General features: G+C 30.6%; 8 protein-coding genes. 6 read left to right on the top strand and 2 right to left on the bottom strand.

Annotation, left to right across the window (positions count from 1 at the left end; all coding sequences use genetic code 11):
- Nucleotides 1-77: 77 nt before the first annotated feature.
- Complete coding sequence (locus tag FLAPXU55_RS07225; protein ID WP_180857131.1) at nucleotides 78-5,336, top strand: T9SS type A sorting domain-containing protein; 5,259 nt, start codon at nucleotides 78-80, stop codon at nucleotides 5,334-5,336.
- 149 nt (nucleotides 5,337-5,485) lie between these two features.
- Nucleotides 5,486-8,671: a T9SS type A sorting domain-containing protein gene (locus FLAPXU55_RS07220; RefSeq protein ID WP_053472852.1), complete on the top strand. Its 3,186-nt coding sequence runs from the start codon at nucleotides 5,486-5,488 to the stop codon at nucleotides 8,669-8,671.
- Between the two features lie 69 nt (nucleotides 8,672-8,740).
- On the opposite strand, the gene FLAPXU55_RS07215 is transcribed toward FLAPXU55_RS07220, so the two are convergent.
- Together FLAPXU55_RS07215 and FLAPXU55_RS07210 are read right to left on the bottom strand one after the other, a co-directional pair.
- Entirely contained in the window at nucleotides 8,741-9,598 is an 858-nt protein-coding gene (locus FLAPXU55_RS07215; protein ID WP_180857130.1) for an MBL fold metallo-hydrolase, read from the bottom strand.
- A 216-nt stretch (nucleotides 9,599-9,814) separates the two neighbouring features.
- Nucleotides 9,815-10,744, bottom strand: coding sequence for a hypothetical protein (locus FLAPXU55_RS07210; RefSeq protein ID WP_235992000.1), 930 nt, complete (start codon nucleotides 10,742-10,744; stop codon nucleotides 9,815-9,817).
- 373 nt (nucleotides 10,745-11,117) lie between these two features.
- Here FLAPXU55_RS07210 and FLAPXU55_RS07205 point away from each other — a divergent pair, with 373 nt between their 5' ends.
- The 4 genes from FLAPXU55_RS07205 to sufC all read left to right on the top strand — a co-directional run bounded on the left by FLAPXU55_RS07205 (nucleotide 11,118) and on the right by sufC (nucleotide 14,234).
- On the top strand, nucleotides 11,118-11,447 hold the full coding sequence (locus FLAPXU55_RS07205) for a HesB/IscA family protein (RefSeq protein ID WP_012023267.1): 330 nt from the start codon (nucleotides 11,118-11,120) through the stop codon (nucleotides 11,445-11,447).
- A gap of 82 nt (nucleotides 11,448-11,529) precedes the next feature.
- Complete coding sequence (gene sufB / locus FLAPXU55_RS07200) at nucleotides 11,530-12,978, top strand: Fe-S cluster assembly protein SufB (protein WP_129052787.1); 1,449 nt, start codon at nucleotides 11,530-11,532, stop codon at nucleotides 12,976-12,978.
- A gap of 7 nt (nucleotides 12,979-12,985) precedes the next feature.
- Nucleotides 12,986-13,474, top strand: coding sequence for a flavodoxin family protein (locus tag FLAPXU55_RS07195; protein WP_053472856.1), 489 nt, complete (start codon nucleotides 12,986-12,988; stop codon nucleotides 13,472-13,474).
- Nucleotides 13,475-13,487: 13 nt separating this feature from the next.
- Nucleotides 13,488-14,234: a Fe-S cluster assembly ATPase SufC gene (gene sufC / locus FLAPXU55_RS07190; protein WP_053472857.1), complete on the top strand. Its 747-nt coding sequence runs from the start codon at nucleotides 13,488-13,490 to the stop codon at nucleotides 14,232-14,234.
- Nucleotides 14,235-14,255 lie beyond the last annotated feature (21 nt).

Raw genomic sequence — 14,255 nt, 5'->3', positions numbered from 1 at the left:
TTTTTAATACGGCTTCCCGTAATAAAATCTGAAATGATTATCGTATTATTGTGCCGTCAAAACATTTAGCTCTGCCAATGAAAACAAAACTACTTTTACTATTTTTTTTAATCAATTTTTCAATTTATGCACAATACACTTCAATTCCTGATATTAATTTTGAAAAAAAATTAATTGCATCAGGAATAGATTCTGGTGTCATTGACGGACGAGTTCTTACATCTAAAATTTCCAAATTAACTGTTTTAGATGTAGGAGGCAGTTCAATCAATGATTTAACTGGAATTCAAGACTTTGTTAGTTTAGAAAAACTTATATGCAGTGATAATTATATTACGACATTAGATATTACAAAATTAACAGCTTTGACTTTTTTGGGTCTTTCCAATAACAAATTAACAACAATTGATCTCTCAAAGAATATTAAATTAGATTTGTTAGATATTCAAAGAAATGAATTGGTTAGTTTAGATGTTACAAACAATACCGCGTTAAAAACCTTTTATTGCGGTTTTAATAAACTTGCAAGTATAGATATTTCTAAAAATGTTTTATTAATCGATTTTTACAGCACTTTTAATCCAATAACAACTTTAGATGTAAGGAATAATACAAAATTGAAAAGCTTAAGCTGTTCAAACGGTGCATTAACCGTTTTAGATCTTTCTAAAAACACGGAATTGCTTAGTTTAGATTGTTCCGGTTCAGGCATCAAAAGTCTAGACATTTCAAATTGCCCAAAATTAACCTCGTTCAAATGTAATGATGGTTCTCTGAATTCCTTAAATTTAAAAAACGGTAATAATATCAATTTTACTGTTTTCAATATTAAAAGAAATGATGGTCTTAAATGTGTTCAGGTAGATGATCCAGAATATTCTGATCGTTATTGGTTAAGTTTAAAAGATGCAACCTCTGTTTTCAGTAATAATTGTTATGGTTATACTTTGATTCCAGATCCAAATTTTGAAGATAAACTAATTGCTGAGGGCTTTGACAAAGATGGAAAAAACGGAAAAGTACTTACATTTAATATTTCCAGAGTTGCACAACTTAATATAGCGTCTAGCTTTATTACCGATTTAACAGGAATTGAAGGTTTTGTTAATTTAAAAATTTTATATTGTCCATCTAATCAATTAACAAATATAGATCTTTCTAAAAATTTAAAGTTGTTTAATGTAGATGTGTCATCAAATAAATTAACAAATCTAAATATTAAAAATAATACTGCTCTGACTGATCTAAAAGTTGATTCTAACCAATTGACAGGGCTTGATACGTCAAAAAATTTAGCATTGGCTAATTTTTCGAGTGCTTTTAATCAGATAACACAATTAGATTTTAGCTTAAATTCTTCTTTAAAAAGTTTAAACTGTTCAAATAATAACCTGACGAGTTTAAATTTAAAAAATAACAATAATGACATTTTAACCACTCTTGATTTAAGAACAAATCCATCTTTAAGCTGTATTTTAGTAGATAATAAAGCCTATTCTGACACAAACTGGGCAACTAAAAAAGATGCTTCGGCAAGCTTTAACCATTCAACTTGTGATGTTTATACTTTAATTCCTGATAATAAATTTGAATCTAAATTAATTGCTCTTGGAATTGATTCCGGCAATATCGATGGAAAAGTGTTAACCGCAAACATTAGCGCAATAACTACTTTGGATGTATCTGCAAGTTCAATCACAGATTTAAGGGGAATTGAAAATTTTACCTCGCTAAAAGAGCTAATATGTTTCGAAAACAGAATAACCAGCTTAAATCTTTCACAAAATTATGATCTGACATATTTAGATGCCGATAAAAATGCTTTAACGATACTAAATCTTTCTAAAAACACTTTATTAACAGATTTAATTGTAAGCAATAATAATTTATCTTCTATAAATATTTCTAACAACATTAATCTTGTTAACTTCAATTGTGCAAGCAATCAACTTCTTACGATTGATGTATCAAAAAACACAAAACTAGTTAGTTTTAATTTTAATGGAAATCAATTAAAAACACTAGATATTTCTAAAAATACTGCCTTAACAACTTTAGATTGTGGAGCAAATCAATTCGCATTTTTGGATTTTTCAAAAAATACTACTCTTATCAATTTAAATTGTAGTAGGAATAAACTTGAATATCTGAATTTGAAAAATGGGAAAAACAATCTTTTAATCGAACCCGATTTCAAAAACAATCCAAAACTGACTTGTATTTTAGTCGACAACGCTTCTTATTCTGATACAAATTGGGCTAGTGCAAAAGAGGATATTGCTAGTTATAATGAAGTTACTTGTTCAATTTTAATTCCTGATGCTTATTTTGAAGACAAATTAATTAGACTAGGTATTGATAAAGATGGCAAAAATGGTCAAATCGCCATATCAAGTGTCTTAGGTGTAACTTCTTTAAATGTGGCAAGTAGCTCAATAGCTGATTTAACAGGAATTCAAAGTTTTAAAGATTTAGAAATTTTAAATTGTGGAGGCAATAATCTAACAACTTTAGATTTGTCAAAAAACACCAATTTAAAAGAATTGAGCATGCCAATGAATAAGCTGACAAATATTGATCTTTCAAAAAACACAGGTTTAACAAATGTAACTTGCTATTCTAATCTTTTTACAAATCTTGATTTTTCTTCAAATGCGACGTTACAGATTTTATCTTGTGACAGAAATAAGATAACAAATTTAAATGTATCAAAAAATAGTCTATTAACTTATCTAAATTGCTCTCAAAATCAATTAACAGCCTTAGATGTTAGTCAAAACACTGCTTTGGTTAATTTAGACTGTTCAACAAATCAACTTACAAGCCTTGATATTTCAAAAAATTACTCATTAACATGGTTTCTGTGCAAGTTTAACAAAATTGAGATACTAAATGTCTCTGAGAATCTTAACTTAAAACAATTAATCTGTTCTAATAATAAATTAAAAAACTTAGATGTTACTAAAAATAGCGCTCTGACAATTCTAGAATGCAACACTAATGATCTGGAATCTGTAAATGCAAAAAACGGAAGTAATAAAAGTTTATTGAGAGCTTACTTTGCATATAATCCTAATCTTTATTGCATTCTGGTGGATAATGCTGCGTACTCGTATGCTAATTATACCTCATGGAGCAAAGACACACAAGCAACTTATTCTGACACTTTTTGTGATACTGCTTTTACCTTGATTCCTGATTCTAATTTTGAAGATATACTAATAAAAAATGAGATTGATACTGATGGGAAAAATGGAAAAGTACTAACCAAAAGTATTGCATCAATTACTTTTTTACATATTTTTTCGAGTTCTATTTCTGACTTAACTGGTATACAGGATTTTAAAAATCTTGAATCTTTAAATTGTGAAGACAACAATCTAACAAGCCTAGATGTTTCTAAAAACCTGTTATTAACTTCTCTTTACTGTGGGAAAAACCAATTGACAAATCTGGATGTTTCAAAAAATACTTTACTAACCGAGCTTCTTTGCAGTCAAAATCAATTAACAAGTTTAGATATTTCTAACAATACAGCTTTGAAACATTTACGCTGTGATAACAATCAGTTAAAAGATTTGGATATAACCAAAAATAAAGAATTTGGTACTTTATATTGCAACTCTAATAAGCTTGAAAATCTAAATTTAAAAAATGGAAACAACATTTCTTTATACGATACTAATTTTACGTTAAACCCAAATTTAACTTGCATACTTGTTGATAATGCCATATTTTCAAGTTATAACTGGAAAACAAGCAAAGATAATACTGCAGTTTACAGCGAAATTCCTTGTGAGAAAGCTTATACATTAATCCCTGATGTTAATTTTGAAAAAAAACTAATTAATTTAGGAATTGATACTGATGGAATAAATGGAAAAGTACTTACTTCAAGTATAGATAGCCTAATTTCATTAAATGTTTCTTCTAGTTCTATTTCTGACCTAACCGGTATTCAAGATTTTACAAATTTAGAATCTTTGAATTGTTCATCAAATAAATTGAGCACAATTGACCTTTCTAAAAACATCAAATTGACATCGCTGACAATCAAAAACAATTATGCTTTGAATCAAATAGATTTTACAGCAAATACCGCTTTAATTTCATTAGATTGTAATTCAACCCAGCTATCATATTTAGATCTTTCCAAGAACATTTTCCTGACAACTTTAGATTGCAGTTCGAACGTTTTAAGAAATTTAGATTTGTCAAAAAATACCAAACTTCAAACCGTAGACTGTAGAGGAAATAAATTAGCAGTTATAGATGTCTCAAAATGCACATCACTTACCTCTTTAATTTGTTATAAAAATGATTTGAAAAACTTGGATATTTCTAAAAATCCTGCCTTAATTACTTTAGATTGTTCAGGAAATCAATTAGAATTTCTGAATTTGAAAAATGGAAATAATCGTTCTTTCTCACAATCAAATTTTAGAGTTAATCCAAACTTAACCTGCATTCAGGTTGATGATGCCATTTTTTCAACAGATAATTGGTCAAATCTTAAAGACTCATCAGCGGCTTACAACACAAATTGTGCTGCTTATACTTTAATTCCTGATTCGAATTTCGAGAAAAAACTAATTGATTTGAAGATTGATACGGATGGTTTTAATGGAAAAATTGAAACGTTAAACATCATTTCAATTACTAATTTAGATCTTTCTAACAGTAATATTTTTGATTTAACAGGAATTGAAAAATTTACTTTACTTACATATTTAGATTGTAGCAACAATAAAATAACGACTTTGGATCTAAGTAATAATGTTTTACTAAAAACTTTAAATTCCTCATCAAATCAGTTAACAACTTTGGATTTATCTAAAAACCCAAATTTAACTATCATTTATTTAGTACTAAACCCATTGACGTCCTTGAATGTTCAAAATGGCAATAATGAAAACTTTGTTCTGCCTTCAGAAAATGGTAAAAAAGCTGCTGCTGGTCTTTATACAAGCTTCTTGCAAAATAGCAAACTTGGTTGTATAAAAGTTGACAATGCTGCATACGCAAATGCAAATTGGTCTAAGATTAAGGAAAGCACCACCGTTTATTCTGAAACTTGTACATTAGGACTTGAAGATTCTGTATTTAACAAAGCGGCAATTTATCCAAATCCGACAAAAGGCCAATTGAATATTAAAAATGTAAGCTTAGAAAAAGCGAATGTTTACAATTCATTAGGGCAATTAGTTAAGTCATTTACTTTAAATTCTGCCGATGTAAATCATTCAATCAATTTAAGCGGTTTGCCAAAAGGAGTTTACTACGTGTATTTAATCAATCAAGATGCAGCTTCGGCTAAAAAAGTAATCATCGAATAAAATAATACTTCCATTATACTAAAAAATCCCATTTTCATTAAGTTGAAAATGGGATTTTATTTCATTAAGAAATATAGTGTTTTTACGGAAAGACGTAAAGAAATCTCGTTAATATTTTATACCCTTGTATTCCAATAATTAATCAGCCTATGAAAACAAAACTACTCTTATTGCTATTTTTAGCAAATTTTTCTATTTATGCACAGACAAATTTAGTCCCAAACGGAGGATTCGAAAAGTGGACGAGCAAAACAGCATTGTCCGATTGGACAACTCAAAACAATGTTGCTCAAAATACGGCAGATTATTGGGAAGGATTTAACAGCGCAACGCTATCTTTTACAAATAGTGCCTTGACTCCGAAAATTACAACACAAGTTCCTTTAAATGAAGGAGTTACCTATGTAGTAAAATTTAAATACAAATATTTAAGCAGCAATTATAACGGCTCTCACCCAATTGTATTAAACATTAGCAAAAACGGAAGTGCGACAACTCTTTCTAGCAGTTATTTTGCCGCAAACAACAACTGGACAGCTGTTGAAACTACTTTTACACCAGATCAAAATTTATCTTACGATTTGAGTATTTCTTTAAATACTCTTGATAATATCGGGTTTAATGCCACTATAGATCATGTACAGATCTATGCTAAAGGAACCGAGCAATATACTCTTATTCCAGATTTGAGTTTTGAAAAAAACTTGATTGCTCTTGGTCACGACTCTGGCCCAACAGACGGGAAAGTGCTAACCGCTAATATTTCTACATTAACTTCTTTAAACATTACTGCTAATAGTAATGGGGTTGGTTTAGTTAAAGATTTGACGGGAATCCAAGATTTCACAGCATTAACATTACTAAATTGTCAAGGCCAACAATTGACAACTTTAGATCTGACTAAAAATACTGCTTTACTTACTTTAAATTGCCAAAACAACTTGCTGACAAACTTGGATATTTCTAAAAACTCAGCTTTAACTACTATTATTTGCAATAATAATAAACTAACAAATCTCGATGTTTCTGAAAAATTAGCCTTGACCAATTTACAATGTACATCTAATAAATTAACAAGTCTGGATGTGTCAAAAAATACTGCCTTAATCACGCTACTTTTCGACAAGAACTCACTAACAAGTCTTGATATTTCAAAAAACATTGCTTTAGTCACTTTAGATTGTTCAGCGAATTTACTAACAAGTCTGGATGCTTCAAAAAACATAGCTTTGACATCTTTATATTGTACAGACAACTCCCTAACAAGTGTAAATGTAAAAAATGGAAATAATAACGCTTTTTACTGGAATTCTATTTATCATTTAAGCTTTTCTGGAAATAAAGATTTGAAATGTATCACTGTAGATGACATAGTCTATTCAAATAAAAATTGGACGGGAAACAAAGAATCTGGAGCTACTTATGCCTTAGCTTGTGATGGGCGGTACACCGCTATTCCTGATCCAAGATTTCGACTAGAACTAATAAATCTCGGACTAGATTCAGGTAATTTTTCTGGAAAAGTACTAACAGCAAACATTTCTTCCCTGAAAACTCTTGATTTATCTTCTAAAAACATCACAGATCTTACAGGAATTGAGGATTTTACTGAATTAACTTCCTTAGATTGTAGTAAAAATAAGTTGTCTTCAATAGATATTTCAAAAAATATTGCTTTAACGACATTAAATTGTTCATATAATTATACAATAGATTTTCTTGATGTTTCTAAAAATATTAATTTAAAAATCCTAAGTTGCCATAGCCTAAAAATAAGAGATTTAAACCTAAAAAATAATTTAAAGCTGACTCAACTAACTTGTAGTTATAATGCTTTGACTAGTTTAGAAATTCCTCATAATCCTGATTTTAATTATCTTGATTGTTCTAATAATCGATTGGTACAGTTAGATGTTTCGAAGAATATTAAGTTAACTTACTTTGATTGCTCCAATAATAAGTTATTGAATCTTGATGTTTCAAATAATGGTTCTCTAACTACTTTTTATTGCAACTCTAACAATCTGTTTAACCTGAATGTAAAAAATGGTAATAACCTTAGATTGAGTAAACGTAACTTTATCGACAATCCAAATTTGACATGCATTAATGTTGACGCTTTCAGCACTTCGAGTTGGGGACCTAATAAAGATCCAAAAGCTTTTTACAACTCAAACTGCAGTGGTGAAAATACTCCTTATACTCTTGTCCCTGATCCAGCTTTTGAGCAAAAATTGATAGATATGGGAATTGATACTGATGGTAAAAATGGAAAAGTAATTACAACCAATATAGCTTCACTAAAATCATTAGATGTGTCTTCGAGCAATATTACAAATTTAACAGGAATTGAAGACTTTACATCTTTAACTTACTTAGATTGCGGTTCAAATAAAATCTCCAATATTGATTTAACGGAAAATACTGTTTTAACTACTTTGTTTTGTCCCAAAAATGATCTGGAAGGTTTGAATCTTTACAAAAATACATTCTTGACTTATTTAGATTGTAACACAAATCGATTAAAAGCACTCAATGTATATTACCTTTTAGACCTAACTTATCTAAATGTAAGTAATAATTCTATTTCTAACGATTCTCAAGATCTAAATGTGTTTTTTAATACTGCTTTAACAAATTTAAATTGTTCCTATAATAAATTGACGACTTTAAACATAACTAATAATCCAGCTTTAACCACTTTAAACTGTGATAACAATTTACTGAGAACTTTAAATGTGAGTAAAAACTCGTTAGTGACTTTTACTTGCAGTAATAATAATCTAGAAAATTTAGACGTGAATAGATACGTGGCATTAGAGACTTTTAATTGTAATAATAATAAACTATCTTTTTTAGATTTAACTAAAAATGTTATGTTAAACAAATTTGATTGTCAATATAATAATTTGCGATATTTGAATTTGAAAAATGGGAATAACAAAAATTTTGATATGACTTATTCTAATTTCACAAACAATACTCTAACTTGTATTAACGTAGATGATGAAAATTATTCAAATACAAATTGGTTAGATAAAAAAGATGTGACAGCAGTTTATTCTTCAAATTGTTCCTCATTAGGAATCGAAGAATCTGTTTTCGATAAAGCTTTAGTTTATCCAAATCCGACTAAAGGTGAGGTTCACATTAACAACATTATTTTAGAAAAAGCAAACGTTTACAATTCATTAGGCCAGTTAGTAAAATCGTTCACTTTCAGCAATGGCGAAAACAATAATACCATAAACTTATCTGGTTTGCCTAGAGGTGTGTATTATGTATACTTAATAAATGGCGATGCCGCTTCTGCAAAAAAAATAATCCTGGAATAAACAATACAATTTAGTTCAATTAAAAAATCCCATTTTCATTAAGTTGAAAATGGGATTTTTTTATGTTTTTTAGAAGATATCCTCGCAAGTAAAAACCTCTTTTAGTCTCACGCCTTTTTCTGTATGTTCGACTGTTATAATTTGATTGTGAGCATCGTGTTCCAAAAACAAATAATAATTATTATCTGCTGCAGCATTTAAAAATTTAGCTTTTTCCGGCATTGTTAATAAAGGTCTTGTGTCGTAACCCATAACATACGGAAGCGGAAGATGTCCCGCCGTTGCCAATAAATCAGCACAAAAAACTATTGTTTTATCCTGATATTGAATATGCGGAATCATTTGTTTTTCGGTATGGCCATCTGCATAGAAAATTCCGAAACCTAATTCTTTAGAGAAACCAAAATCACTTTCTGGTCTTTCAATAAAATTCAATTGCCCGCTTTCCTGCATTGGGATAATATTTTCTGTTAAGAAAGATGCTTTTTCCCTTGCATTTGGTTTTGTTGCCCAATTCCAGTGATTTTCATTTGTCCAGAATTTTGCATTTTTAAAAGCCGGTTCATAAAAAGTCTTTTCAGAATTCCATTGAATACTTCCGCCGCAATGATCAAAATGTAAATGTGTCATAAAAACATCGGTAATATCATCTCGGTGAAAACCATATTTTGCCAATGATTTATCAATAGAATGTGATCCCCAAAGTGAATAATAACCAAAGAATTTCTCCGATTGTTTGTCTCCCATTCCGGTATCAATCAAAATCAGGCGGTTTCCATCTTCAATAAGTAAACAGCGCGCCGCGATATCAATAAGGTTATTTTCGTCCGCCGGATTGGTTTTATTCCAAATAGTTTTTGGAACAACGCCAAACATAGCGCCGCCATCCAATTTAAAATTTCCGGATTCTATAGGGTAAAGTTTCATGAGCTTAAATTTCTAATAAGAAAACAAAGCTAGGAAATCCAAATTCCTTTTGCTAGGCATTCTCAAAATAATGTTTCTCTCACAAATATACATTGCCCACCGATTTAACCGATGTAACGGATTTCCATTGTGTTTTTATTTTTAGCTACGCAGCTAATTAAATGATTCTGTGTAAACCTGTTAGATCAGTTAAATCAGTGGTCTAAAAAAATACTTTTATTCCAAAGTAATTGAAGCGCTTCCCATTATTTCTTGTTTGTCGAAGAAGTTGACAAAGTATGTTCCTTTTTTAAACGGATTTTCGTCAGAATTTAAAATTCCATATAGATTTAAAGCCTTTCCCTGAAAATCTGCTGCTACAATAAAACTGTAAACTAAAGCTTTATCGTTGCCAAATTCTATTAATTTATTTTCGCCCAAAACAGTATTTTTTTGGTCCAGAACCTGAATATAAAATACTCTTTTTCCTGTTTTAGCAACCGCATTTCCGTTAACCGAAAAACTTACTTTTAGTTTATTAGTACTTTTTGCTTTGTCTGTTTCCTGCTCTTTTCCCGATTTTTTTTCACGAAGCGCAATCACTTTAAAATTATTTAGAACTATTTTTGAAGCATCTTTTATGGTTGATTCTAACTTTTTCTGCTTTAAAATTAAAGTATCATTTTCTGCCTTTTGTTTGTACATAACAACATTCTGAGATTCAATTTCAGTAAGCAGGCTTTTATTTTGAGATTTAAGACTTTTTATTTCTGCAATTTTAAAGGCTAATGCTGTCTGCATATCTGAAAGCTGTTTTCTAAAAATTTGAATTTGAGTATTTGAAGGATTCTCAGATGCTTTTATAATTTCCATTAAATTTTCGACATTCTTCTTTTCAAATGCCAATTGCTGCGAAAGGGCCGTTTTTTCTAAAATTGCGACATCATATTCTAATTTCAAAACATTTAAAGAATCAAGAATACTTTTTTGAGCAATGTACTCCTTATTGTTATTGACAAGTTTAATTTTTTTATTGCTTGCTTCCTCCTTGTCTGCCTCATCTTTTAGTTCTTTACTAAATATATAAAAAGTAGCACCTATTCCAAAAATAAAGAATATTGCTAAAAGTGCCCTGATCCATTCGTTTGTGTGGTTTTTCTTCATCATTCATCACAATTTATTGCAAAAATACCATTATTTTATTCGACTAAACAAGTAGAAATACGGTTTTTTAGCTTATTTACAATAACTTAAAGCGCAGTAAACCAGTATTTTACAGAATCATCTGACTTTTCGTTCAAAAACAAAATTCTTTGTAAACTAAAAGTCACTCAACAAAGGACTTTTAGGCAAAAATAACTTCTCTCTATTTTAACATTTGTTATAATAATGTGAACCGTTATGGAAAAAGGTTTTTAAGTCGTATCTTTGCAGACAATTTCATTTGAACGTTGAAATTGGCATTTAAATTTTATGTAATAAATTGATTACTATTTAAATGCAGATTAAAATGATCTTTTAAAAACAAATACCATAAACAATGATAAAGGTTTCTGATACAGCCAAAAAGAAAATCATCGATTTGATGACAGATGATGGTTTTGACGCCGCAAGCGACTACGTAAGAGTAGGCGTAAAAAGTGGTGGATGCTCTGGTTTGTCTTATGACTTAAAGTTTGACAAAACAAAGGGCGAAGATGACAAAATATTCGTAGACAATGATATACAAATTGCAGTTGAAAAAAAATCATTTCTATATTTAGCCGGAACAATTTTAGAATTCTCTGGCGGATTAAACGGAAAAGGATTCGTTTTCAATAATCCAAATGCAAGCAGAACTTGTGGCTGCGGCGAATCATTCTCTCTTTAGTCAAAAGCCGAAAGTCGTAAAGTCATAAAGACTAAATTGACTTCAAACTTTGGACTTTAAAACTATTAGACAATAAAAAATAATGAGCAAATACACAGAAGACGATTTAAAAATCGAACTCGAAACCAAAGAATATGAATACGGATTTTATACTAATATAGAATCTGAAACTTTCCCTATTGGCTTAAACGAAGAAATTGTAAGAGCTATTTCGCTAAAAAAAGAAGAACCTGAATGGATGACCGAATGGCGCATCGAGGCTTTTCGCGCGTGGAAAGAAATGATTGAGCCAGAATGGGCAAACGTACGTTACGAAAAACCAGATTTTCAGGCAATTTCTTATTATTCAGCTCCAAAACAAGTAGATCCTAACAAAACTCTGGATGATGTTGATCCGGAACTTTTAGAGATGTACAAAAAACTTGGAATTTCTGTTGATGAGCAAAAAATGATGAACAATGTCGCTATGGATATTGTTGTCGATTCTGTTTCTGTAGCAACAACTTTCAAGAAAACATTGGCCGAAAAAGGAATTATTTTCTGTCCAATTTCTGAGGCTATTAAAGAACATCCAGAATTAGTAAAAAAATATTTAGGAACAGTTGTACCTCAAAAAGATAACTTCTACGCAGCATTAAACTCAGCGGTTTTCTCTGACGGAAGTTTCTGTTATATTCCAAAAGGCGTTCGTTGCCCAATGGAACTTTCAACTTATTTCAGAATCAATCAGGCAGGAACAGGACAATTCGAAAGAACTCTTGTTATTGCTGATGCTGGAAGTTATGTTTCTTACCTTGAAGGATGTACAGCTCCTAGTCGTGACGAAAACCAATTACACGCTGCTGTAGTTGAATTAATCGCTCTTGACGATGCTGAAATTAAATATTCTACAGTTCAAAACTGGTTTCCTGGAAACAAAGAAGGAAAAGGTGGAGTTTACAACTTCGTAACCAAAAGAGGTCTATGCGAAACAAACGCTAAAATTTCTTGGACACAGGTTGAAACTGGTTCTGCCGTAACTTGGAAATATCCTTCTTGCGTACTTAAAGGAGATAATTCGGTAGGAGAATTTTATTCAATCGCCGTTACCAATAATTACCAACAAGCTGATACAGGAACTAAAATGATCCATTTAGGTAAAAACACTAAATCGACTATTATTTCTAAAGGTATCTCGGCTGGTAAATCACAAAACAGTTACCGTGGTTTAGTGCAAATTAGTCCAAGAGCTGAGAATGCAAGAAACTTTTCTCAATGTGATTCTCTTTTAATGGGGAACAATTGTGGAGCACATACTTTCCCTTATATCGAAAGTAAAAATCCGTCTGCTAAAATTGAGCACGAAGCAACGACAAGTAAAATTGGAGAAGATCAGGTTTTCTATTGCAACCAAAGAGGTATCCCAACTGAAAAAGCGATTGCCTTAATTGTAAACGGTTTCAGTAAAGATGTATTGAACAAACTTCCAATGGAATTTGCTGTTGAAGCTCAAAAATTATTAGAGATTTCTTTAGAAGGTTCTGTAGGATAATTGGAAGATGGAAAATAAAAAAGTCATCATTTTAGGTTCTTCCAGAAAAAACGGAAATACAACAAGAATTGTAGATGAAATTGCAAAAGAATACAATATTGATGTAGTAAATCTAAGTGATTATACTATTTCGTATTATGATTACGAAAGCAAAAATATTGAAGATGATTTTTTGCCTTTGATTAAAAGAATTATCGAAAATCATGACACTTTCATTTTTGCAACGCCCATTTATTGGTATAATATGAGCGGAATCATGAAGGTCTTTTTTGATCGGTTTTCAGATTTAATCCGAATTGAAAAAGAAACCGGAAGAAAACTTAGAGGAAAGAAAATTGGTGTGATATCAAATTCACACGATAATGAAATCGAAGAAAGTTTCTACATTCCGTTTAAAAAAACTGCCGATTATTTAGGCATGGAATATTTAGGACACGCCCATTTTAATGCCAACATCCTAAACCAACAAACAAAAATAGAATTGACATTTATATAAAATAAAAAAAACAATGTTATCAATAAAAAACCTTCACGCCTCAATTGGTGATAAAGAAATCCTGAAAGGAATTAATATAGAAGTTAAAGCTGGCGAAGTACACGCTATCATGGGACCAAACGGTTCTGGAAAAAGTACACTTTCTGCAGTTATTGCAGGAAACGAAAACTATGAAGTTACAGACGGAGAAGTTATTCTTGACGGAGAAGATCTTGCTGATTTAGCTCCTGAAGAGAGAGCACATAAAGGTGTTTTTCTTTCGTTTCAATATCCTGTAGAAATTCCTGGAGTTAGCGTTACTAACTTCATGAAAACTGCAATCAACGAAACTCGTAAAGCAAACGGACAAGAAGAAATGCCGGCAAACGAAATGTTGAAAGTAATTCGTGAAAAATCTGAATTATTAGAAATTGACCGTAAATTTTTATCTCGTTCTTTAAACGAAGGTTTTTCTGGAGGAGAGAAAAAAAGAAACGAAATTTTTCAAATGGCAATGTTAGAGCCAAAATTAGCCATCCTTGATGAAACAGATTCTGGTCTTGATATCGACGCTTTAAGAATCGTTGCAAATGGTGTAAACAAATTAAAAAGCGACAAAAACGCAATTATTGTGATCACACACTACCAACGTTTATTAGATTATATCGTTCCTGATTTCGTTCACGTTCTTTACAACGGAAAAATCGTAAAATCTGGTGGAAAAGAATTAGCTTACGAATTAGAAGAAAAAGGATACGACTGGATCAAGGCAGAGAACTAAAAAATAGTCTTAAAGTCAAAA

It is taken from the genome of Flavobacterium panici (assembly GCF_903819335.1).
GTDB classification, from domain to species: Bacteria; Bacteroidota; Bacteroidia; order Flavobacteriales; family Flavobacteriaceae; genus Flavobacterium; species Flavobacterium panici.
Note: the sequence above shows the minus strand (reverse complement) of the source record. Positions and strands in the feature narration are given on the sequence as shown.

Excerpts from the sequence above, each read along its gene's own strand:
- FLAPXU55_RS07225 (WP_180857131.1), top strand. The coding sequence starts at position 78 with ATGAAAACAAAACTACTTTTACTATTTTTTTTAATCAATTTTTCAATT.
- FLAPXU55_RS07220 (WP_053472852.1), top strand. The coding sequence starts at position 5,486 with ATGAAAACAAAACTACTCTTATTGCTATTTTTAGCAAATTTTTCTATT.
- FLAPXU55_RS07215 (WP_180857130.1), bottom strand. The coding sequence starts at position 9,598 with ATGAAACTTTACCCTATAGAATCCGGAAATTTTAAATTGGATGGCGGC.
- FLAPXU55_RS07210 (WP_235992000.1), bottom strand. The coding sequence starts at position 10,744 with ATGATGAAGAAAAACCACACAAACGAATGGATCAGGGCACTTTTAGCA.
- FLAPXU55_RS07205 (WP_012023267.1), top strand. The coding sequence starts at position 11,118 with ATGATAAAGGTTTCTGATACAGCCAAAAAGAAAATCATCGATTTGATG.
- sufB (WP_129052787.1), top strand. The coding sequence starts at position 11,530 with ATGAGCAAATACACAGAAGACGATTTAAAAATCGAACTCGAAACCAAA.
- FLAPXU55_RS07195 (WP_053472856.1), top strand. The coding sequence starts at position 12,986 with ATGGAAAATAAAAAAGTCATCATTTTAGGTTCTTCCAGAAAAAACGGA.
- sufC (WP_053472857.1), top strand. The coding sequence starts at position 13,488 with ATGTTATCAATAAAAAACCTTCACGCCTCAATTGGTGATAAAGAAATC.